This is a genomic window from Arthrobacter sp. P1_H7, assembly GCF_056405215.1.
The window spans coordinates 107,227-128,992 of sequence record NZ_JBFUCO010000012.1; the positions used below are offsets into that span (position 1 = coordinate 107,227).

20 protein-coding genes are annotated in these 21,766 nt (G+C 67.1%); 6 read left to right on the forward strand and 14 right to left on the reverse strand.

The genetic code is table 11. The features are described from left to right. Window positions 1-132: 132 nt before the first annotated feature. Together AC1DXI_RS13810 and AC1DXI_RS13815 are read left to right on the forward strand one after the other, a co-directional pair. Window positions 133-1,881 (forward strand): pyruvate dehydrogenase, encoded by a 1,749-nt coding sequence (locus tag AC1DXI_RS13810; protein ID WP_476939111.1) that lies wholly within the window; start codon window positions 133-135, stop codon window positions 1,879-1,881. Window positions 1,882-1,996: 115 nt separating this feature from the next. Beyond that, entirely contained in the window at window positions 1,997-3,268 is a 1,272-nt protein-coding gene (locus tag AC1DXI_RS13815) for a serpin family protein (protein WP_476939112.1), read from the forward strand. Between the two features lie 119 nt (window positions 3,269-3,387). Here AC1DXI_RS13815 and AC1DXI_RS13820 read toward each other — a convergent pair whose 3' ends face one another. Continuing rightward, window positions 3,388-3,744 carry an iron chaperone gene (locus AC1DXI_RS13820; protein WP_476939113.1) on the reverse strand — a complete coding sequence of 119 codons (357 nt, stop codon included), beginning with the start codon at window positions 3,742-3,744 and terminating at the stop codon, window positions 3,388-3,390. A gap of 31 nt (window positions 3,745-3,775) precedes the next feature. Then, entirely contained in the window at window positions 3,776-4,672 is an 897-nt protein-coding gene (locus AC1DXI_RS13825; protein ID WP_476939114.1) for a hydroxymethylpyrimidine/phosphomethylpyrimidine kinase, read from the reverse strand. Window positions 4,673-4,829: 157 nt separating this feature from the next. On the opposite strand from AC1DXI_RS13825, the gene AC1DXI_RS13830 reads away from it, so the two are divergent. Then, a complete protein-coding gene (locus AC1DXI_RS13830; protein ID WP_476939115.1) occupies window positions 4,830-6,245 on the forward strand; it encodes an MFS transporter in 1,416 nt (471 codons plus the stop codon). A 130-nt stretch (window positions 6,246-6,375) separates the two neighbouring features. Here AC1DXI_RS13830 and AC1DXI_RS13835 read toward each other — a convergent pair whose 3' ends face one another. After that, entirely contained in the window at window positions 6,376-7,158 is a 783-nt protein-coding gene (locus AC1DXI_RS13835) for an ABC transporter permease (protein WP_476939189.1), read from the reverse strand. After that, window positions 7,158-7,994, reverse strand: a complete 837-nt coding sequence (locus AC1DXI_RS13840) for an ABC transporter ATP-binding protein (protein WP_476939116.1) — start codon at window positions 7,992-7,994, stop codon at window positions 7,158-7,160. Before AC1DXI_RS13840 ends, AC1DXI_RS13835 begins: the two co-directional genes overlap by 1 nt. A gap of 372 nt (window positions 7,995-8,366) precedes the next feature. Between AC1DXI_RS13840 and AC1DXI_RS13845 the strand changes: the two genes are divergently transcribed. After that, entirely contained in the window at window positions 8,367-9,062 is a 696-nt protein-coding gene (locus AC1DXI_RS13845) for a queuosine precursor transporter (RefSeq protein WP_476939117.1), read from the forward strand. 188 nt (window positions 9,063-9,250) lie between these two features. Here AC1DXI_RS13845 and AC1DXI_RS13850 read toward each other — a convergent pair whose 3' ends face one another. Further along, window positions 9,251-10,192: a type IV toxin-antitoxin system AbiEi family antitoxin domain-containing protein gene (locus AC1DXI_RS13850; protein ID WP_476939118.1), complete on the reverse strand. Its 942-nt coding sequence runs from the start codon at window positions 10,190-10,192 to the stop codon at window positions 9,251-9,253. A gap of 198 nt (window positions 10,193-10,390) precedes the next feature. Then, a complete protein-coding gene (locus AC1DXI_RS13855; protein WP_476939119.1) occupies window positions 10,391-11,404 on the reverse strand; it encodes a LacI family DNA-binding transcriptional regulator in 1,014 nt (337 codons plus the stop codon). A 154-nt stretch (window positions 11,405-11,558) separates the two neighbouring features. Here AC1DXI_RS13855 and AC1DXI_RS13860 point away from each other — a divergent pair, with 154 nt between their 5' ends. Together AC1DXI_RS13860 and AC1DXI_RS13865 are read left to right on the forward strand one after the other, a co-directional pair. Then, window positions 11,559-12,737, forward strand: coding sequence for a Gfo/Idh/MocA family protein (locus AC1DXI_RS13860; RefSeq protein ID WP_476939120.1), 1,179 nt, complete (start codon window positions 11,559-11,561; stop codon window positions 12,735-12,737). Next, window positions 12,734-13,753 (forward strand): sugar phosphate isomerase/epimerase family protein, encoded by a 1,020-nt coding sequence (locus tag AC1DXI_RS13865; protein ID WP_476939121.1) that lies wholly within the window; start codon window positions 12,734-12,736, stop codon window positions 13,751-13,753. The genes AC1DXI_RS13860 and AC1DXI_RS13865 overlap by 4 nt, the downstream gene beginning before the upstream one ends. Here AC1DXI_RS13865 and tgt read toward each other — a convergent pair. From tgt to AC1DXI_RS13905, 8 genes are all read right to left on the reverse strand, one after another. Beyond that, window positions 13,743-15,080, reverse strand: coding sequence for a tRNA guanosine(34) transglycosylase Tgt (gene tgt, locus AC1DXI_RS13870; RefSeq protein ID WP_476939122.1), 1,338 nt, complete (start codon window positions 15,078-15,080; stop codon window positions 13,743-13,745). The genes AC1DXI_RS13865 and tgt overlap by 11 nt on opposite strands. 33 nt (window positions 15,081-15,113) lie before the next feature. Next, complete coding sequence (locus AC1DXI_RS13875) at window positions 15,114-15,839, reverse strand: SRPBCC family protein (protein WP_476939123.1); 726 nt, start codon at window positions 15,837-15,839, stop codon at window positions 15,114-15,116. Window positions 15,840-15,891: 52 nt separating this feature from the next. Continuing rightward, window positions 15,892-17,034, reverse strand: coding sequence for a DUF6707 family protein (locus tag AC1DXI_RS13880; protein ID WP_476939124.1), 1,143 nt, complete (start codon window positions 17,032-17,034; stop codon window positions 15,892-15,894). Between the two features lie 120 nt (window positions 17,035-17,154). Next, window positions 17,155-17,694 (reverse strand): NUDIX hydrolase family protein, encoded by a 540-nt coding sequence (locus tag AC1DXI_RS13885; protein ID WP_018774344.1) that lies wholly within the window; start codon window positions 17,692-17,694, stop codon window positions 17,155-17,157. A gap of 44 nt (window positions 17,695-17,738) precedes the next feature. After that, the gene (locus AC1DXI_RS13890) at window positions 17,739-18,368 is read right to left on the reverse strand and encodes an RraA family protein (protein WP_476939125.1); all 630 of its coding nucleotides are present in this window, start codon (window positions 18,366-18,368) and stop codon (window positions 17,739-17,741) included. Beyond that, on the reverse strand, window positions 18,365-18,823 hold the full coding sequence (locus AC1DXI_RS13895; RefSeq protein WP_476939126.1) for a RidA family protein: 459 nt from the start codon (window positions 18,821-18,823) through the stop codon (window positions 18,365-18,367). The genes AC1DXI_RS13890 and AC1DXI_RS13895 overlap by 4 nt, the downstream gene beginning before the upstream one ends. Beyond that, window positions 18,820-20,220 (reverse strand): MFS transporter, encoded by a 1,401-nt coding sequence (locus AC1DXI_RS13900; protein WP_476939127.1) that lies wholly within the window; start codon window positions 20,218-20,220, stop codon window positions 18,820-18,822. Before AC1DXI_RS13900 ends, AC1DXI_RS13895 begins: the two co-directional genes overlap by 4 nt. Window positions 20,221-20,353: 133 nt before the next feature. Next, a complete protein-coding gene (locus AC1DXI_RS13905) occupies window positions 20,354-21,547 on the reverse strand; it encodes a PucR family transcriptional regulator (protein WP_476939128.1) in 1,194 nt (397 codons plus the stop codon). Window positions 21,548-21,766 lie beyond the last annotated feature (219 nt).

The window sequence follows — 21,766 nt, forward strand, 5'->3', positions numbered from 1 at the left end:
TAGGGCCTGCCCGGGATCCGTTGCCGGAGTTGAGGCGGCGTTCCCTGGGCGTTCCATGGGCGTGGCTGAGCGCAGGGCGGACTATATTGGCCTGTGTCAGCTCATCGATCCATCTCGCGGGAGCGTGCGCCCATGGCCAAGGAACTTGCCACCCAGCTCATCGAACAACTCCAGGCTGCCGGCGTGCAGCGGATCTACGGGATTGTGGGGGACAGCCTCAACCCGATCGTCGACGCCGTCCGCAAGACCGGCGGCTCGCAACAGGGCGGTATTGACTGGATCCATGTCCGGCATGAGGAGGCGGCCGCGTTTGCCGCGGCGGCGGAAGCCCAGCTGACCGGCCGGCTCGCGGTGTGCGCCGGATCCTGCGGGCCGGGCAACCTTCACCTGATCAACGGCCTGTACGACGCCAACCGTTCCGGGGCGCCGGTGCTGGCCATCGCCTCGCACATCCCCAGCAAGCAGATCGGCAGCAGTTTCTTCCAGGAAACCCACCCGGACCGGCTCTTCAATGAATGCTCGGTCTATTCCGAGCTGATCAGCACGGCGGAGCAGGCGCCCCGGGTCATGCACAGCGCCATCCAGCACGCCGTCGGACTCCGCGGAGTCGCCGTCGTGACCCTTCCGGGCGACATCGCGGGCCTGGAGGCGACGGCGGCAACGCCGGCCCCGGCTACCTTCCGGCCGGCGACTCTGATGCCGGACCCCGCGAGTGTGCAGGAACTGGCCGACGCCATCAACGCCGCCGGCAAGGTGGCCATCTTTGCCGGTGCCGGCGTCGAGGGCGCGCACGACGAGGTGATTGCGCTCGCCGGGCTGATCGCGGCGCCGATCGGCCACAGCCTCCGCGGCAAAGACTTCATGCAATACGACAACGCCTACGACATCGGCATGACCGGGCTGCTGGGCTACGGCGCCGCGGCCGAGGGCATCGAGGACGCGGACCTGCTGATCCTGTTGGGCACCGACTTCCCGTACGACCAGTTCCTCCCCGGAACCCGGACGGCGCAGGTGGACCGGGCCGCGCACAAACTCGGGCGGCGGACCGACGTCGACATTGCCGTGCACGGCGACGTCCTCCCCACCCTTTCCGCCCTCATGCCGTTGGTCAAGGCCAAGAAGAGCCGCCGTTTCCTGGATGCCATGCTGAAGAAGCACGACCGGCTCATGAACAAGGCCGTGGGGGCGTACACCCGCAACGTCGGGACGAAACAGCCGATCCACCCGGAATACGCGGCCTCGCTGCTGGACCAGGTGGCGGCGAGGGACGCGATCTTCACGGCGGACACCGGCATGTGCAATGTCTGGACCGCCCGGTACATCAACCCGCTGGGCACCCGCCGGCTGATCGGCTCATACCTGCACGGGTCCATGGCCAACGCGCTGCCGCACGCGATCGGCGCCCAACTGGCCTACCCCGGCCGGCAGGTGGTCTCGGTCTCCGGCGACGGCGGCCTGTCCATGCTGCTGGGCGAGCTCATCACCGTCGCCGCGCACCGGCTGCCCGTAAACGTGGTGGTCTTCAACAACTCCACCCTGGGCATGGTGAAACTCGAAATGCTGGTGGACGGGCTCCCCGACTTCGGCGTCGACGTCCCGGACGCCAACTACGCGGACGTTGCCCGGGCCTTGGGCTTCCACGCCGAGCGCGTCACGGATCCGTCCCGCATCGAGGCCGCGTACCGGGAAGCCTTCGCCCACCCCGGCCCGTCGCTCGTGGAACTCATCACGGACCCCAAGGCGCTGTCCCTGCCGCCGAAGATCAAGGGCGCCCAGGTCCTGGGCTTCGCCACGGCCATGTCCAAAGTGGTCCTGAACCGGGGCGCCGGCGAGGCCGTCAGCATGGCACGGAGCAACCTGCGGAACGTCCCCCGGCGCTAGGGGCTGGCGCTGAAACCCGGCGAAGTCTCCGGAAGCTTCCCGGTTCGCCGGACATTTCCGGCGAACCGGAGACATTCCGGCGAACTGCACACCAAATGAGGCGAAGGGAGTGGCCATGAAAAATCACCGCATGGCGAAAATCGTGGCGGCGGGGACCATCGTGGCGCTCACGGCCTGTTCGCCCCCGGAACCAGGGCTCTTGAAGGCCGACGGCGTTGAACGGGTCGCGGTGGACCGCGCCGCTTACGCTGCCGAACTGAGGGCATTCCGGGCATCCGCCCTGACGCTGGGCTCCGCCCTGCTGGCCGACGGCGGCGAAGGTTCCGAAGGGAACGTGGTTTCATCCCCCGGCAGCCTGCTGATCGCGCTCGCCATGCTGCGGGCGGGGGCCTCCGGGGAGACCGCCGTCGAAATGGACCAGGTGCTGGGTCTCCCGGACCGCAACAGAGACGAGGCCATGAACGCCCTGCTCGAGTCGCTGGCGGCGTACGACGGTGATCCCGGCTCGGTCGACGAAAGCAATCCGCCCCGGAAGCCGGTCATGCATGCGGCCAACGGCTTGTTTGTGGACAAGGACGTAACGACGGGGAAGGGGTACCTGGAAACCCTGGCCAGGCACTATGGCACCGGCGTGTACCCCGTGGACTTCCGGGATGAGGACGCCACGCGGCCTGCCCTGGATGCCTGGGTGGACAGGAACACCGGCGGCCGGATCAAGAAAGCACCCGCGAAGTACGATCGCGACAACACGTTCAGCCTCCTCAACGCCCTGTACTTCGCCGCGGCGTGGCAGTCGCCCTTCGATCCGAACAACACCTCGGACGGACCCTTCTCCACGCCAGGCGGCGAGGAAATCAGCGTGCCAACGATGCACCAGATGCTGGAGCTGGCCTATGCGGAGGGTACCGGCTGGCGGGCGGTGGAGCTGCCGTACGCAGAAGGTTTTGCCATGCGGCTGGTGCTGCCCGCGCCCGGCGAAGGGCCGGAGACCCTGACAGCCGCACAGCTGGCGGAGATTGCGGCGGCCCTGGACACGGCCCCGGAGGTCTCCGCATCGATCTCCTTGCCCAGATGGGACCACACGAGCAGCTTCGAGCTTCGGAAGGTATTCGAATCGCTGGCGCTGGCCAAGACCCTGGACACCACCCAAGACTTCGACGCCATCCAGAGCAGGCTCAGAATCACCCAGGCCGCGCAGGCCGCCAACATCACCGTTGCGGAGAAGGGAACGGTGGCCGCGGCAGTGACGCAGATTAACGGTGCCGTGACCGGCGCACCGCCGCTCCCGGAACAGACCATCGACTTCGACCGGCCGTTCCACTATCAGATCGTGCACACCGAGACCGGGCTCCCGCTCTTCATGGGGAAGGTCTCGGACCCGCGCTGACGGGTGGCCCACCGGGATCCACATCGCCGGAAGCCCTCCAACTCGCCGCAATATTCCGGCGAATTGGAGGGACTCCGGCGAACTCGGCGCCTTAGCGTGCCGCTCCGGCGACCTTGAGGTCAGGAAGCCCTGCGTTCCCGGGCCAGGGCCGCCGCCACTTTTCCAATCAGCTCGTACGGGACAGGCTTCCGCAACGGGAACTTCAGGGTGCCCTTCGCTGCACGGTAGGGGGCGAGTTCCGTGCTCAGCGATTCGTCGCCGTCGGGCACGGGGTAGACGGAGATGTGGTGCGCCCAGCCGGCAAAATATACGACGTATTTGCCCCCGAGCGTGATCGTCGGGATGCCGTAACTGATCATCTCCCCTGATCCGGGTACCGCGGCATGGCAATGCCGCCGGATCTCTTGCAGCGCCTCCTGCACGTCAGCAGGAAACGAGGCGATGTATTCCTCCACGGACTCAAAGTGCTGTGCCATTGCTTTTCCCTCCAACGATCCCAGCAACGAGTTAGCGCGGGCCGCCCTGCCACAGGGCATCGAACGGGGCGCCCGAGGCCACGCGGTTCCGGATGCCGGCGGTCACAAACGCCTTCGCTGTCCGGGCGGCGGCCAGCGGCGTCGCACCCTTGGCGAGTTCGGCCGTCACCGCCGCGGCCAGCGAGCACCCGGCGCCCGAGACGGCCACCTCGCCCACCTTCGGGGCTGAGAGGACTTCCAGGGTTTCGCCGTCGTAGTAGACGTCGACGGCGTCGGGGCCAACCAGGCGCACGCCGCCCTTGGCGAGCACCGCGGCGCCGCTGATCTCATGGATGCGGACCGCGGCCGCCTTGAGGGACTCGACGTCGGTGATCTCCAGCCCGGAGAGCGACTCGGCCTCGAAGTGGTTCGGCGTGACGAAGGTGGCCAACGGCAGGATGTGGGCCTTCAGCGCCTGGTCGGTGTCCAGGGCGTGGCCCGGCTCCTGGCCCTTGCAGATCAGCACCGGATCCAGCACCACGTTGGCGAACTGCCCGTCCGCCAGCGCCGCGGCCACGGTCGAAATCGTCGCGGGGCTGCCCAGCATGCCGATCTTGACGGTGTCCAGCACAGCGGCCGCGCCGGACGCGGCACCGTAGGCCGCCGTCGTTGCTTCCAGCTGGTCCGCGATAACCTGCTGGGCCACCGGGACGAAACGGTGGTTCCAGTTGTCCTTGGGGTCGAAGGACACGATGCAGGTCAGGTTCGCGATCCCGAAGACGCCGAGTTCCTGGAACGTCTTCAGGTCAGCCTGCGCGCCGGCGCCGCCGGTCGCTTCGGAGCCTGCGATGGTCAGCGCGACGGCGGGGGAGGAGACGGCGTCGGAGGCGGGGTCGGCAACTGTATCGGAAGCAATCAAGGCGGCGGAATCGAATGCGGTAGAAGTCATGGTCCCATCCTGCCATTCCGTCGAAACCGCCCGCATTGTGCTCGTGAACAAGCATTCCATGAACAGTATGAACAAAACCTGAGTGTTCCGGATCACGCGGACTAGGGTGGCGGACGGTGTTGCTTACAGGCGGCGCCGGATCCAGGAAGGTTCATTGATGAGCACCCAACTGACCGAAGCGGCCCAGACCCGGAAAGCCGTCGGCAACATCCTCAAAGGCTCGGCCGGCAACCTTGTCGAGTGGTACGACCTCTACGTCTACACCGTCTTCGCGGCGTATTTCCAGGCGCACTTCTTCAACTCCAAGGACGAGCTCCAGGCCGGCCTTGAGGCGATGGCAGTCTTCTCGACCTCGTTCCTGATGCGCCCGATCGGCGCCTGGTTCTTCGGCCGTTACGCGGACCGCAAGGGCCGCAAGGCCGCGCTGACGCTGAGCGTGACCATGATGTCCGCCGGTTCCTTCGCCATTGCGGTGCTCCCCACCCAGGACGTGATCGGCCTGTGGGCGATGATCCTGCTGGTGCTCATCCGCGTGATCCAGGGTTTCTCGGTGGGCGGCGAGTACGGCACAAGCGCCACCTACATGTCCGAGGCTGCCACCACCAAGCGCCGCGGCTTCTTCTCCAGCTTCCAGTACGTCACGCTGATCGGCGGCCAGATGCTGGCGCTGCTGGTCCTGGTCATCCTGCAGAACGTCATGCCCAAGGCAGACCTGGGCGAATGGGGCTGGCGGATCCCGTTCGCGATCGGCGGCGTCGCGGCCCTTGTGGTCCTGTGGCTGCGTCGTTCCATGGAAGAAACCGTCTCGACCGAACAGATCGAGGCCGCAAAGGCCCCTGCCGTTGCGGGCCAGGCTCAGCCCGGGACCATGAAGTTGCTGTTCACCAGTTACTGGAAGCCGCTCATGATCTGCATCGGGATCACCCTTGGCGGCACGGTGGCGTTCTACACGTACACCAACTTCATCCTGAAGTTCATGAATGACACCTCGGGCATCGCCAAGACCGACACGTCGGTGATCAACTTCTGGGCGCTGTTCATCTTCATGCTGCTCCAGCCGGTCTACGGCATCATCTCGGACAAGGTGGGCCGCAAACCATTGCTGCTGTGGTTCGGCATCACCGGCGTCCTGTTCACCTGGCCGCTCCTTTCCGCCCTTGCCGGGACCAAGGATCCGATGACCGCGTTCCTGCTCATGATGGGCGGTCTGCTGATCGTGGGCGGCTACACCTCCATCAACGCCCTGGTGAAGGCCGAGCTCTTTCCCGCATCCATCCGCGCGCTCGGCGTGGGCCTGGGCTACGCGATCGCCAACTCGCTCTTCGGCGGCACCGTCCCGCTCATCGGCGCGGCGCTGCAGAAGGCCGGGCAGGAAGAGCTGTTCTTCACCTACGTCACCGTGGCCATCGGCATCTCCCTGCTGGTCTACATCTTCGCCCTGAAGAACAAGAAGTCCACGCACCTGGACCACGAACAGGGCCACGCCTGGGCGCCGGATGCGGGCGCGGCTGCTCGTCCGGGCGACGCCGGCAGGGACGAGGACAAGGACCTCATCGACGCCTCGCGCCGGTAGGGCCACCGCGGTGAATACCGCGGAGGAGAGCGACGGCGGGTGGCCGGCTAGGGAAAGTGCGTTCCGGGGCCGGCGACCCGCCGTCGTCGTTAAGGCTGGTGGTGCTGCTGGCGCTGGCGCCGGGCCCGGGCTATTGGGCGTTGTCTGCGAACCGCAGTTGCAGGATCGTGGCGGCGGTGCCCGCTACGAACGTTCCCGCGAGCACCACGTAGCTGCCTGCCGGGAGCGAGCCGACAGGATCGGCCACCATGCCGATCAGCAGCGGGACGATCGAATAAGGGAACCAGTCCGCCCAGCCGGTCTTGCCGAACAGATTGCCCAGGGCCAGCATCACGAGCGAGAAGGCGATGGGGGCCACTTCGCCACGGCTCCACACGGCGATCCAGGCGACCACGGGCGCGAGCAGGAACGAGATCGTCGCGGCGAGCAGCACATGTGCGATTCCGGTCGCGGCCAACTCTGCCGAGAACCCCGGCAGCCCCAAGGCTAGTCCGATCGCCATGGCCTCGAGGACGACTATGACGATGAGCGCCATCCACCACACCGCTGCAACCGCCAGCTTGGCGACGGCGAACCAATGACGGGCCACGGGCAGCGCGAGCATGTTCTTGGCGGTGGCATCACCGTATTCCCGGCCAAACAGGTAGGCGACGATGAACGCCAGCAGCAGCATCCCGCCGACACCGAAGACCAGCGTGAGCATGTAAAAGTATTGAGGCCACGTCGCCTCAAGCCCGGCGAGGTTCGCTTTGGTGCCCAGAAGTCCCAGCTGGGCCGCCCGCCCCGGTTCGCGCACGATCCACATGAAAAGCGCAATACCGAGCGGCGTGATCGCGAGCACCGCCAGCGTGGCCCACGTCGCCTTGGCACGGTGGAGTTTCATGAACTCGGTGGCAAGGACCTGACCGAACATCAAGCCGCGCCGCCCTCGGACGAAGCGTCGCTCGTCCGGCCATCGCCACTGCGCGCATCGCCTGTGCGCGCCAGGAAGTAGCGCTCCAGATCCAGTGTCAGCAGCGCCTGCTCGCGCTCTTCCGGGGTGTAGGCGTCGGCCGCGAACGCACGTGCCTTCGCAGCGAGTTCGTCGCGGGACGACTCCTCGATGAGCCGGCCGTCGTGGACGATGCCGATGCGGTCGGCCAGGTGAGCCACCTCGGCGAGGATGTGGCTGGACATGAAGACGGTGGTGCCGCGCTCGTCGGCGAGCGAACGGAGCAGCTCGCGGATCTCGACAATGCCGGCCGGATCAAGGCCGTTGGCGGGCTCGTCGAGCACGAGCAGTTCGGGGGAATGGAGCAGTGCGCGGGCGAGGGCGAGGCGCTGCTTGTTGCCGAGCGAGAGCTGCCCGGCACGCCGATCGGCATAAGGATCCAGACGCAGCAGCGTGATCGAGTCGGCGACCGACCGCGGCGGCGAACCGGTGAGCCGGCGCTGGATGTCCAGATTCTCACGCACGGTGAGATTGGGGTATGCGGTCGCGGTCTCGACGAGGAACCCGACGCGGGCGAAGACACCGGTCTCGCCAGGGATGATGCGCCGGCCAAGGACGGTCACCTCCCCGCTGCTCGGCCGGATCAGGCCGAGCATCATGCGGATGGTGGTCGTTTTGCCCGCCCCGTTCCTGCCGAGGAACCCGTAGATCTCGCCCCGGCGGACGTCGAGGTTGAGCGAGTCGACGGCGGTGACGTCGCGGTACAACTTGACGAGGTCGCGCGTGGAAACCGCGGTATCAGGCATGTGCTCCACCATGGCCCCATCCTGCCACCACGCCCGGAGCGTTCACAGGGTGCGGGCAAGCTTCATAGGATGGGCAGTGCGGAAGCCCTGCGACTTCGAATTCGCCGGAAGCGCGCCGGGTCGCCGTACATTTTCGGCGAGCTCGAGGGCTTGCCGCGAACTCGCGGCTCCTGGCCGCCGGGCACGCTCCGCCGGGCCGGCATCCCCTCCGTTCAGCCCGTGCCGCCACCCCAGACCGCCGTGCCCGCACCGTCGGGTGCGAGAATGGAGACGGTTCCGGCGGCTTGTGTCACCGGGGCCGTCCAGTGCTAATACAGCCGGCCGCCCAGCGTGCTCCCCTTGCGCGTGCGGGCCGCCGAGCGAACCACTATGAATGGAATGCCCATGACTTCCGCCAAGACCTTCCCGGCGTCAGCCGCGCCGAGGTTCGCCTCGATCGGCTCCCCATATTTCGGCATCATGCTCGCTGTCATGGCCGTGGTGCTGATCCTGTCCAACATCGGTGCGTCCAAGGGCGTGGCGATCGGCCCCGTCATCACCGACGGCGGCTTCTTCCTCTTCCCGCTGGCCTACATCCTGGGCGATGTCATCAGCGAGGTCTACGGCTTCAGGGTGGCCCGCAAGGCCATCATCACTAGCTTTGCGCTGTCCGTCTTCGCGTCGCTCTGCTACTGGGTCATCATCGCCCTGCCGGGATTCAATGACGAATACGGTTCCTCCAAGCAGGCAGCCCTGGAAGGCGCACTGGGACCGGTCCCGCAGATTGTGCTGGCATCGCTGCTGGCCTTCCTCGCCGGCCAGACCATCAACTCGTGGATCCTCGTGAAGATGAAGGCGCGGACCGGGGAAAGGTCCCTGTGGGCGCGTATCATGGGCTCCTCCGTGGCGGGTGAGTTCGTGGACACCCTGATTTTCTGCAGCATCGCCGCATCCGTGATCGGAATTACCGACGCCGCGATGTTCGTGAACTACGTCCTCGTCGGCTTCCTCTACAAGACCCTCGTGGAGTTCGCCTTCGTGCCGCTGACCACGCTCGCCATCGGCTGGGTCAAGAAGCGCGAACCAAGCTACGGCGCCTAGGACTCCTCCTCCTCCGCCTCCTCCTGCCGCCGTCGGCTTCGGAGCCAGCAGCCGCCCAATTCGCCGGAAACCTGCGGGGTCGCCGTAAGTTTCAGACGACGTGGCAGCCTCCCGGCGAATTCGACGCAGGAGGCGCGGGGTCGGGGGTGTGGGGTGCGGGGTGCCGGCCGCCGCAGCGCAATCAACGCTCAGGGGTGCCGGCGGCCGGCCAGCGCACGAAGCAGGCGGCTCTTGAATTCCTGCTCGCGGAAGAGGTCCTTCCACTCCACGCGGACGAACCGCCAGCCCTCTTCAACCAAGGCCTTCTCCCGGCGCCGTTCCTCGAAGAGCACCTCGGCCGTGGGACTGTAGTCGAAGTACTTGATTTTGCCGTCGAACTCGAGGGCGACCTTCTCCTCCTTCCATGCAAAGTCCAGGCGATGGCGCCCGGCGCGGCTCGACACCTCCACCTGCGGCTCAGGGGGTCGGATCCGCAGCCGCAGGATCAGGTCGCGTGCCAAGGTCTCGCCGGGAGATTCGGAGCGCGGATCGGCCGCGGCAAGGACGCGGCGGAAAGTCCGAATGCCCCGGCGGCCGTCCAGACCATCTGCCAGGACCTGCAGGGCGCCCGGGTCCGCGCCGAGTCGAAGCGCGTGGTCGGTGAGGATCAACGCCTGCCGGTAGGGCAGCAGCATGGCGCAGTCGGCCGTCGTGCGCTCCAGGGAAGTGGTCCGGAGACCGTTCACCACGGCGACGTCGTGGTCGGCGAAGGGACGCGTGTGGCAGCGGACGTCCCTGCCGTGACGCTCGCTCGACGGGCGCACCTTCTGGCGGACATGGATCCTGTCATCCACATCCCACAGGTACAGGAGGCGGAGGCGCGCTGCGGAGGTGTGGCTGTACAGGAAGGCGCCTGTCGACGTCGTAAGTGTGCCGTGGGCATGCGCGTAGATGAGCTGCCTGCTCCGGACAGGAGGGGACTGGGCGTTCCAGAGGCTGGCGCGGATGTAGCAGCCGTGCCGGAGCCGGACGAGGGTGCCTGAATCGAGGAGCGAGCGGATGGCGCGCGAGCCGAAGCCGAGATCCAGGAGCTGTTCGGTGCGCCAGAGGTTGCCGGTCGGCGGCAGATCCAGCAGGGGGTTATGCGTCATGCCACCAGCTTCGGCCCCCGTAGGAGCGGGCGGGAGGCCCCGCCGTCGCTATGTGGAAAACACGAGGCCGCACCTTGGGTTTTTGGGGGACGGCTGCCCTGGACAGCGCCCATTTCGCCGGAACGCGGCGGAAGCGCCGCAAATTTACGGCGAACTCGGTGGTTTCCCGCGATTTCGACGGTAGGAGGGGGCGGGGCGTCAGCCGGAAACGCGGGCCGTGGTGCCGCGGACGATGAGATCCGGCTCGATCAGCTTGCGCTCAGGTTCGAGGGTGGGGTCCTGGATCCGTGCCAGCAGGGCGCTTGCGACGCCGGACCCCACAATGTCGCTCCGGTTGTCCACCGAGGTCATGTCCAGGTATCGCGACTTGGCCAGCGGGGAGTTGTCGTAGCCGATCACGGAGAACTCTTCCGGGACGGACAGGCCCCGGGCCTTGGCTGCGGCTAAGGCACCCAGGGCCATGGTGTCATTGGCGGCGAACAGGGCGGTCGTGTCGGGGTGGTGGTCAAGGACCCAGCAGGCTGCCGCGTAGCCGTCCTCCTCGGAGGTCCCGTGGGACTCGCCGGCGACCCGGACCTCGACGCCGGCCTCCAGGATGCGGCCGCGGAAGCCCTCCCGCCGGTGGGCAGCGGCGCCGCCGGAGCCCGAGAGGTGTCCGATGCGCGTGTGGCCGAGCCCCAGCAGGTGCTCCGCCGCCATGCGGCCGCCGTCGTCGTCGTCGTTCGTGATGAGCCCGGCGCCGGCGGGAACCCCATTCCGCCAGCCTGCAACGACGGCGGGAACCCAGGTCCCGGCCATCATCGACTCGCTCGGCTCGGCGGCGATGACCAGGCCCTCCACGTGCATGGACAGCAGGCCGTCCACGGCCTCCGTGATGCGGTTCTCGCCCGGGCGGGAATCGGCCAGGGTGACCTGGTAACCGTGGGCCGCGAGCACGGATTCCATGCCCCGCAGGAGGTCCACGAACCAGGGGTTCCGGAAGTCGTCAATGACCAGCCCGATGCTTTTCGTATGGCTGCTGGCAAGCGTGGTCGCCGCCCGGCTGGGTCGGTACCCCAGCTCCGACATTGCCGCCCGGACGGCTTCCCGACGTTTCTCGCTGACCTTTGAGGGGTTTTGGAGCACGAGCGAGACCAGCGACGGCGAGACGCCGGCGCTCCTGGCGACGTCGTAGATCGTCGGGCGGCGGGTTCGAGGGGTATTCAACGACATCTGCAGAGCCTTTCACGTCTCATCCGAGGATAACCGGTCAACCATTGACAGGACATATGCACATAGCTACGCTTTTCTTCAGCGCCAGTTTTTGTAGCGCTCCAATTTTCTAGCGTCGGGCCGTCGGCCTGGCCGAATTTCAAAGGAGAAATCGATGGCTGACAGTTTGGGAGTTGCCGTAATCGGCGCCGGAATGGCAGGAAAAGCGCATGCGGCCGCATACCGTACGGCGTCCGCGCTCTACAGCCCGGTTCTTCCTCCTATCCGGCTGGTCTCCATCGGCGACGTCAACGCCGAGTTCGGTTCCCTGGCCGCGAAGCGTTTTGGCTACGAACGCAATGACACCTCGTGGCAGGCGATCGCCGAGGCCGATGACATCGACGTCGTGAGCGTCGTGATCGCGAACTCCCTCCACCGCGAAGTCGTGGAAGGCCTGCTGGCCGCCGGCAAGCATGTGCTGTGTGAGAAGCCGCTGAGCGACTCGATCGAGGATGCCCGCGCCATGGCCGAGGCGGCCCGCAACGCCAGCTCGATTGCCCGCATCGGGTTCACCTTCCGCCGCACGCCGGGCATCGCCTACATCCGCGACCTCATCCGTACCGGGGTCCTGGGCAACGTCCTGCACTTCAGTGGCCGCTACTGGACCGACTACGGATTCAGCCCCTCGGCGCCCATGAGCTGGCGCTACAAGGGCGGCCCCGGTTCCGGTGCGCTGGCCGACGTCGGCAGCCACCTGACGTACGTCGCCGAGTTCCTCTGCGGCGACATCAAGTCCATCAGCGGCGGACGGCTCAGCACCGTGATCGGCAAGCGCCCGCTGCCGCTGGGCGCCGTCATGGGCCACGACCACGCCGCGGTCAGCGACACGTTCGAGCCGGTCGAAAACGACGACTACGCGGTGTTCTCCGCCGAATTCGAGAACGGCGCCGGCGGCTTCGAGGTCTCGCGGGTCGCGGCAGGGCACGCCAACAGCCTCATCTTCGAGGTCTTCTGCGAGAACGGCGCCGCCCGGTTCGACCAGCGCCGCCCCGCGGAGATCGAGCTGTTCCTCAACGACGGCCCGGCCAACGAAAACGGCTACCGCCAGGTCATCCTCGGCCCCGGACACCCTTACATCGCGGGCGGGCTGGCCATGGACGCGCCCAGCGTCGGCTTCGGCCAGAACGACGCTTTCGGCTACCAGGCCCGGGCCTTCCTCGAGGAAATTGCAGGCCTCAGTGAGGCGGACTCCCTGCCCCGCTGCGCCACGTTCGACGAGGGCGTGCGCAACATGGAGCTGCTCGGCGCAGTCACCGAATCCGCCCTCAACAACGGAAAGAAAATCACGCTATGAAACTCGGCGTCTACAACGCAATCCTGCACGACCGGCCCCTTCCCGAGGCCCTCAAGGTCATCGCCAACCTGGGACTGACCGGCATCGAAATCAACACGGGCGGGTTCTTGCCGGCCGTCCACGTCCCCACCATGGACCAGATCCTGGAAAGCGATGCGGCCCGCGATGACTACCTCGCGATTTTCGAGGGCACCGGCGTCTCGATTGCCGGCCTGAACTGCAATGGCAACCCGCTGCACCCCAAGCGTGAGATCGGCGAGAAGCATGCCGAGGACATCCGCCGCTCCATCCGGCTGGCGCAGCGGCTGGGACAGGACCGTGTGGTGACCATGTCCGGCCTGCCCGGCGGCGAACCCGGGGCCACCACGGTCAACTGGGTCGTCAACGCCTGGAACTCGGCGGCCCTGGACGTACTCGACTACCAGTGGGGCATCGCGGCCGACTTCTGGAAGGAGACCGACCGCCTGGCCGCCGACCATGGCGTGAAGGTGGCCCTCGAGCTGCACCCGCAGAACATCGTGTTCAACACCGCCGATGTCCGCAAGCTCATCGAGCTCACCGGCGCGACCCACGTCGGCGTCGAGCTGGACGCCTCGCACCTGTTCTGGCAGCAGATGGATCCGGTCGCGGTGGTCCGCGAACTCGGCCCGCTGGTCTTCCAGGCGGCCGCGAAGGACGTCCGCGTCAACACCGCGAACGCAGCGCTCTACGGTGTCCTCGACAACAGCTTCCGGCGGCTCTCCCCGGACGAAAACCGCACGAACCTCGGCGGCGACGAGTGGGCCAATGAATGGCCCAAGGACTCCGCCTGGGACTTTGTGGCCCTGGGCCGAGGGCATGACACCGCCTACTGGACCGAGTTCCTGCGCGCGCTCTACGAGGTGGACCCGGACATGCTGGTCAACATCGAGCACGAGGACGTCTCCCTGGGCCGGATCGAGGGCCTCCAGGTGGCGGCCAAGGTCCTGCGCGACGCCGATTCGGCACTCGCGGCGTCGCTGCACCTCACCACCTGACGGCCCGCCGGCCCGGCAACCGACTTCTGCGCCGTCGTACTCTGGAAAACTCGAGGTCGCCGGAAAAGTGGGGGGGGGGGGGGTCGATGGCGAGCCGGGCGTCGTCGACCATCTTCACCACGAAGCGTTCGTTGTGGATCGAGATCAGGGTGGCCGAGACCATCTCCTTGGCCTTGAACAGGTGATGGATGTAGGCCCGCGAATAGTTCAAGCAGGCGTAGCAGTCGCAGCCTTCCTGCAGCGGGCCGAAGTCGCGTTTGTACTTGGCGCCGGAGAGGTTGTACCGGCCGGTGGGGTGGTAGAACGCCGAGTTCCGGGCCACCCGGGTGGGGGAGACGCAGTCGAAGGTGTCCGCGCCGTTCTCAATGGCCGTGAAGATGTCGTCCGGTTCGGAGATGCCCAGCAGGTGCCGCGGCTTGTTCTCCGGCAGCTCCTCGTTGCACCAGCGCACGATCGTGCCGAGGTTCTCTTTCTCCAGCGCTCCGCCGATGCCGAAGCCGTCGAAGTTCATGGCGCCGAGGTCGCGGCAGGCCTTGCGACGCAGGTCCTCGTACTGGGCGCCCTGGATCACCCCGAACAGGGCCTGGTAGGGCTTGCCGGCGCGCTCGTCCGTGAGCCGGAAGTGCTCGGTGATGCACCGTTCGGCCCAGCGCCGGGTCCGCTCCAGGGACTCCTCCTGGTAACCGCGGGAGTTCTGCAGTGTGGTGAGTTCGTCAAACGCAAACATGATGTCCGCGCCGATCTGGTGCTGGACGTTCATGGAGATCTCGGGGCTGAAGCGGTGCCGGTCGCCGTTGAGGTGGCTCTTGAACCACACGCCTTCCTCGTCCACGTGGGCCAGGCGTTCTTTGCCGGGGGCGACGGCGTCGTCCGGCCCCGAATTGTCGACCGACTTCATGTCGATGACCTTCTTGAACCCGGAGCCCAGGCTCATCACCTGGAAACCGCCGGAATCGGTGAACGTGGGACCGCGCCAGTTCATGAAGGCACCCAGGCCCCCGGCCTCGTCCAGGATGTCTGCGCCCGGCTGCAGGTACAGGTGGTACGCGTTGGCCAGCACCGCCTGCGCACCGAGTTCGGCGACGGATTCCGGCAGCACGGATTTGACCGTGGCCTTGGTGCCGACGGCGATGAACGCCGGGGTCTGGATCTCACCGTGCGGGGTGGCGATGGTGCCGGTCCGGCCCAGGAACTCACCGCCGTTGGCGGCAATCTGCCCGGCCGACGGCGGGCACGCCTCGCTCAGGCGTTTGCCCACGCGGAAGGAGAACTCGGACTGCCGGGCAGGCGCGGGGGACGAAGACGCGAAGTCAGGATTGGCTGGCACGGTTCAAGTGTGCCAGCTAACGCTGCCCAAGACTCAGTGGACGGGATCCGATGTGGGGTAGTTCTCAGCCCGCCACTTGTCCCAGTAATTGCGGACTGCCTCCAGCTGGTGGGCTCCGAGGTCGTAGGTGGAGACGATCGCAAGTGATCCGCCGTCGGGCCGGACGTCGGCGATGGCGGGCTGGTCCGCCACGATCAGCAGGCCGTCCCCGTGCTCGGCGTAGTTGTGGAGCGTCAGACCCACCTGGTGGTTGCTGCGGAACCACACTTTGCCGGAGATTTCCTCGCCGGTGGGCAGGGTGAGCGAATACGGGTCCCCCTGCGACGGGACATCGCTGAGCCCCAGTTTCTCTATCGCGGACCCGCCGGAGCCGGGCACGGAGAAGAAGAAGGTCCGGCGCTTGCCGTGCGGGTGCCGTTCCAGGGCGAAGCGCAACTGGTGGAGGAACGTCAGCCAGCCCTGGGTGATGTCCTCGTCCCAGGCCGCCCACTCGGAATTGTGGTCGATTGCCGCCCGGGTGACGCTGACCTCGGTGCCCGTGGGGACAGGTTTCAAGGTGAAGACGTCGCCGCCGTCGACCACCAGGGAGGTGTGGTCGGCGCCTTCGACCACATTGGGGCCGAAGTAGATTTCGTTGATTTCGGCCTCTTGGTCATCGGCCACCCAGCCGTGCCATTGGGCGATCTTGGCGGGTTCGCGCAGCATGGTCCAAACTTGCTGCGCGTCGGAATTGATCACAACGCTCAGATTGTTCGTCATGGGGTGAATCTACAACTCCGTGCCCGCCACGGGTAGGGCCCAACGCAAGACCTCAGGCGCGGACTGATTCGAGTTCGTTGCCGATCCGGCGTTCCAGCTCGGCCGCACCAATCGTTTCGGAGCCGCCGTGCGCGCGCAGGAACAGGAGCGCCTCGAGCCGCAGCAGGCGCCAGTCGCGTTCCGCGTCCGGGTTCGCGTTGTCGATCGAGCGGAAGATTTCCTTGTCGTACAGGTTGGGCTCGTTGAGCGAGCGCTGGCGCACTTTGGCGTTGATCCTGGCCTTGAACGGGTCCGTTTCCATGGCCTCGGGCGCCCGCAGCAGTTTCTCGTAGATCCCGGCGCGCTGGTCCTGCCCCAGCTGGCGGCAGATGTAGCTGGAGAGCGCCAGGGCTGCCTCCACCGAAGCCCAGCGGTCTGGGTTGCCGTCGAACGGCAGGACGTTGAGCAGGTCCGCGACCGCCAGGGCGTTGTCGGGGTCCTTGAGGGTGACGAAGAGTTCATGTGCGAGGTCGCTGAGATCCTTCAGGCAGCTCCCGGACTTGGTGTTGATGCCCTTGGCGAGCCGTTCACTGAGCAGGAGCACCCCGACGGCGCCCGGATGAGCCTCGGCCGCGGCCTCCACCACAGACTCCGGCGTGCCGTCGGGTGCCGGGATGAGCGCCAGGTCCGCTTCGCTGGGTCCACTCACCGCGGGCGGCGCAACAGGCTGGGGAGGGACGACGACGGCGGCGGCCGCCGTGTTGTCGGGCTCAGTTTTTGCGGACCCAGTTGTGTCGGGCCCAGTTGCGTCGGGCCCGGGTGCGTCGGCCCTGGCTGCGTCGGGGGCGGCCTCGTCCGGTTCGGGGGCGGCCTCGTCCGGTTCGGAGGCCGGAAGTTCGGGGGCGCCAAGCGCCGTGGGTTCGGGGGCGTCCGCGGCGGAAGGCGTTGGCGTGCCGGGCGCGCCGCCGTCGGAAACTGGAGTGCCGGGCCCGGCGTCGTCGGTGACGCGGACCAGTGACCCCGCCGCGATCCGCAGCACACCGCCGCCGCTGAGGGTCGCCAGGACCATGGCGGGAGTACCAAAATCGTCGGTTTCGACATCCACGCGATGGATCTCGGCGGAGCGGTTTCCGTCGGGCAGAATCAGGTGGTCGCCGGCCCGCAGAGATCCAGCCTGCTGTTCACTGTAGTTCCGGGAGGCTGGGGGGTGGGTCATCGGGAGTCCTTAGAGTTCTCTTGCGGTCCGCCCAACAGTCTACAAAATCGGTTGCGTGAAGTCGGGGACGCAGGGGAGGCCCCGAGAGTCCCCGGCCGGAACCTGGCCCAAGGGGACCGGCTAGTTGCCAACTCCCGCGAAGGCCAGCGCCTGCCGGATCAGGGCCCCCCGGCCGCCGCTGAATTCCAGCTGCACGTCCGTGCTCATGACCTCCTGCGGGGTCATCCAGGTCAGCTCGAGGGCATCCTGCCGCGGGGAGCATTCGCCGGTGACAGGAATGATGTACGCCAGGGCAACGGCGTGCTGGCGGTCGTCCGTGAAGCCGGTATGGGACGGAGACGGGAAGTACTCGGCCACGGTGAACGGGACCGGGCTGACCGGGAGCTGCGGGAAGGCGAGCGGGCCCAGGTCCTTCTCCATGTGGCGGAGCAGGGCGGCGCGGATGGTCTCGCGGTAGAGCACGCGGCCGGAGACCAGGGACCGGACCATGGTGCCGTCCTCGTCGGCCTGCAGGAGGGTGCCGACCTCGTTCACGAACCCGAGGGGGTCCAGCCGGACCGGAACGGCCTCGACGTAGACCATCGGCAGCCTGCCCCGCGCTTCGAACAGGTCGTCGTCGGAGAGCCAGCCGGGATTCGGGTCAGGGGTGCGCACATTCATGGTTAAGTTCTACCCCATCCCGTCCCCGAACCCCGCGCCGTCACTCAGATCGCCAGCACCGATTCCAGCGGTTCGCCGGCGGCAATCCGTGCCAGCAGCGCCGGCTCGGCGGCGTCCGAGTCCAGGGCCAGGCCCAGGACGGCGGCTGCCGCCTCCGCGGATAGGACGATCACGCCGTTGTCGTCACCGAGCACCCAGTCGCCCGGATTGACCTGGACGCCGCCGCACCGCACCGGGACATTGACGGCGGAGCCGGCGCTGCGGACCCGTTTGGTGGTCAGGCACGAGGTCCCGCGGGCAAAGACCGGCAGGCCGGTCGCGCGGAGCTCCAGGATGTCGGTGGCCACGCCGTCGACGACGACGCCGGCGGCGCCTTGCGCGGTGGCCGCTGCCGCGGTGACTGCGCCCACCGGCGCGTGCCGGTGGTCACCGGACATGTCCACCACCAGCACCGCGCCGGGGTACAGCTCCAGCAGGGCACGGTTCATGGCGTAGGCGTCGTGGTCCGCGACGCGAACCGTGACCGCGGGTCCGGCCACCTTGACGCCGTCGAGCAGCGACCGGATGGCAGGCTCCACGAACCCGTCCTCCAGGAAGTGCCCGATCGTGGGATAACTGACGGCGGCGAGCCGCTCGCGGAGCGCGCCGGCAAGCCCGGCGTTCACCGCGTTCACGGAGCGTCCGGCGCCGTGGCGCCGGCAACCACGGCCACGCACTCGATCTCCAGTGCGACGCCCCACAGGCTCACGCAGACGGTGGTCCGCGCCGGCTTGGCCGCGCCAAAGAACTCCGAGTAGACCCGGTTGTAAGCCTCGAGCTGGCTGGGATCCGTGAGGTAGCCGTTGACCTTGACCACGTGCTCCAGGCCGGACCCGGCCGCCTCAAGCACGGACCGGAGGTTGATGATGGTTTGGCGGACTTGGTCCTCGAACGTGTCCGGCTGGTCATCCAGCCCGCTGATCGCGGGGATCTGGCCGGCGGTGAACACAAACCCGTTGGCGACGACCGCCTGGGAGAAGGGGCCGACGGCGGCCGCGCCGCCCGGGATCTGAGCGATCCGGCGGACCGCCCCGGTTACAGGATGAACCGTGGGATCGACAGTGGGGAGCACGGCCTGCGGCGCTGTCATTTGGCAGCCACCGCTTCGGCGGACGGGCCGGTGCTAGCGTCGGTAGCCGCGTCGGTGACTGCGTCAGTCGGGGCGGAGTCGACGGCGTCGATGTTGCCGTGGCGGGTCTCGGTCAGGACGAACAAGGCACCGAGCGAGACGAGGGCGGCGGCCATGATGTACCACGCGATGGAGGAACTCTGGTGGGTCATGCCCAGCAGCCAGGTGGTGATGAACGGCGTCGCGGCGCTGCCGAGGAGCCCGGAGAGCATGTAGGCCACGGACAGTCCCGAGTAGCGGACCTTGGAACCGAAGAGCTCGGCGAGGAACGTGGCGATCGGGCCGTAGTTCGCGGCGAAGGCTGTCATCATGGCGAGGTACGCGACGAAGAGCAGCGGCACGGACTTGGTGTCCATGAGCCAGAACATCGGGAACGCCAGGGCTGCCTCGGCGGCAACACCTGCGTAGATGATCGGCTTGCGGCCGTGCTTGTCAGAGAGCCGGCCGAAGAAGGGGATCAGGACAAAGCACAGGGCGCAGGCGGCCAGCACGACCCACAGCATCAGGGCCTCCGAGTGGCCCAGTTCCTTTTTGCCGTAGGAGACGCCGGATGCCACGAGCAGGGTGAAGGTGCTGCCGGTGGACAGGGTGGCAACGCCGCCGAGGATGACCTGCTTCCAGTACTTGGCCATGAGGGCGGCGAACGGCAGCTTGGCCTTGGCGCCGGCGTCCTTGACCGCCTGGAAGGACGGGGTTTCTTCGATGTGCAGCCGGATGTAGATGCCCACGGCCACGAGCAGCGCGGAGGCCAGGAACGGGATGCGCCAGCCCCAGGCGAGGAGTTCTTCGGTGCTGACCGTCGAGGCGACAATGAGGAACGCCACGTTGGCGATCAGGGTTCCGGCGGGCACGCCCACCTGGACCAGCGAGCCGTAGAACCCGCGCTTGGACGCGGGAGCGTGCTCCACCGTCATCAGGACGGCGCCGCCCCATTCGCCGCCCAGGGCCAGGCCCTGGATGACGCGCAGGAAGAGCAGCAGCAGCGGCGCCATGATCCCGATGCTGTTGTAGTCCGGCAGCAGGCCGATGGCGAAGGTGGCGGCGCCCATGGTCAGCAGTGAAATCAGGAGCATGGATTTTCGGCCCAGGCGGTCCCCGAAGTGGCCGAAGATGATGGCGCCGACCATGCGTGCAATGTACGCGGAGGCGAAGGTTCCGAAGGCGAGCATGGTGCCCACGATGGGGTCGAAGCTGGGGAAGAAGATCTTATTGAACACCAGCGCGGACGCTGTGCCGAAAACAAAGAGGTCGTACCACTCGACGGTGGTGCCGATGACGCTGGCAAGGGCGATTTTACGCATCTTGGCCAAGTCCAGACGGGCAGCCGCGTGTGAGGTGGTTTCTACCGATTGAGCCATCAATATCTCCAGATGGGGGTGCGGGGACGAATGTCCAGTGCAAGGTAGTAGCCCACTATTCTGTGTTCGGGATCACAGCTCAATGGCGAAAACCCCACCAAAAATGGCCCCGCAGTGTGTGTTCACACAACTATCAGGCCCAGGCGACCACCAGCCGCGCGGCCTGGGCCGGAATGGTCAGGTCGATCCCGGTCAGTTCCTGGAAGCGGTTGAGCCGGTTCAGGATGGTGTTCCGGTGGCAGAACAGCTGTTCCGCCGTGGCCGTGATGTTGCCGGTGGAGAGATAGTGCTGCACCGTTTCCCGGAGGCGCTCCCGTTCCCCGCCGCGGCATTCCTCCATGGCATCCTCCAGTTGGGCGGCGAGGTCGAGCCCGGCGTCCTGGAGGCTTTGCTGGGCAAACCGGGCCCACGCGGCATCCGCGGACAGGGGGCCGGCGTCGCTCGGGCGCAACAGGGCCGCAAGGCTCTCTGCGGTCCGGGCGGCGGCGGGCAGGCCGCGCAGCCCGTGCACCTCCGGGACATAGCCGGAGGGAATATCCGCCACGAGCGGCGGCGGCTGCGGCACGTTCCGCGCTTCTCCGGACCTCCCCGACGGTGTCCACGACAGGAGCGGCCAGAACAGGTACGTGTTTCCGCCGGATTCGTGCAGGAAGATCTTTTGGCGGCGTTGGGCGGCGCCGAACTGGGTTGCGGCCGCACGGAGGCGTGCGCCGGCGTCGCCGCTGGCAGCCACGAGGCCGCAGCGGGCATCCGGCCCGATGCCCAGGGCGGAGCCAACCTGCGCGGACGTCTCGGCCGAGGGCGTGCTCTGGTTGAACAGCCGGGCGATGAATTCGTGCTGGATGCTGGACTCTTCCTGGGCCATCCGCACGCGCTCGGTCAGGTAGCTCATGTGGGTGCGGGTGGCGAACTCGTCGACGACCCGCCAGACCTGGTCCACCCGGGAGGCCAGCAGCCCGGCATCCTCCGGTGCGGCGATCTCCAAGAGGTCTGCCCACAGGATGCTGAAGTCCAGCCGCACGGCCGACGTCAGGGACTCTGGCGGTATCCCGGCCCTCGCCCGTTTGGACCCGAGATCCGAGGCAAAGGCGAGCAGCCCGTCCCGTGCAGTGTCCGCCGGGCCGCCCCGGAGCCCATGGATGAGCCGGCGGAAAGTTTCCCGCGCAGTGTCCCGGATTTCCAGGACAGTCACCTGGCTGTCGCCGTATTCCGGGATTTGCCGGACCCGGGCGGTGAACGCCTGGGCCAGGAGGTCCAGCCGGCCTTCGAGCTGGTCCACCAGCTCACTCCAGCGGAAAGCGTCGTCCGGCGATTCAAAATTGTGCATTCTCACATTCTAGGGTCTGCAAAGCGTGGCGCACTGCTAGTTATTTTGGAAAAAGCTACTGGCAGAATGGAATGAAGCACCAGGCGTGAGCCCACTCACACCCGCCGGAAGCGTCGGCTCCCGAATCGTCTCGGCCCGAATCGTCACGAACGGAACTGTCCCCGGATGGGGGTGACCGCACAGGGGCCACCGTCAAGACCAGTCACATTTCTTTGGAGT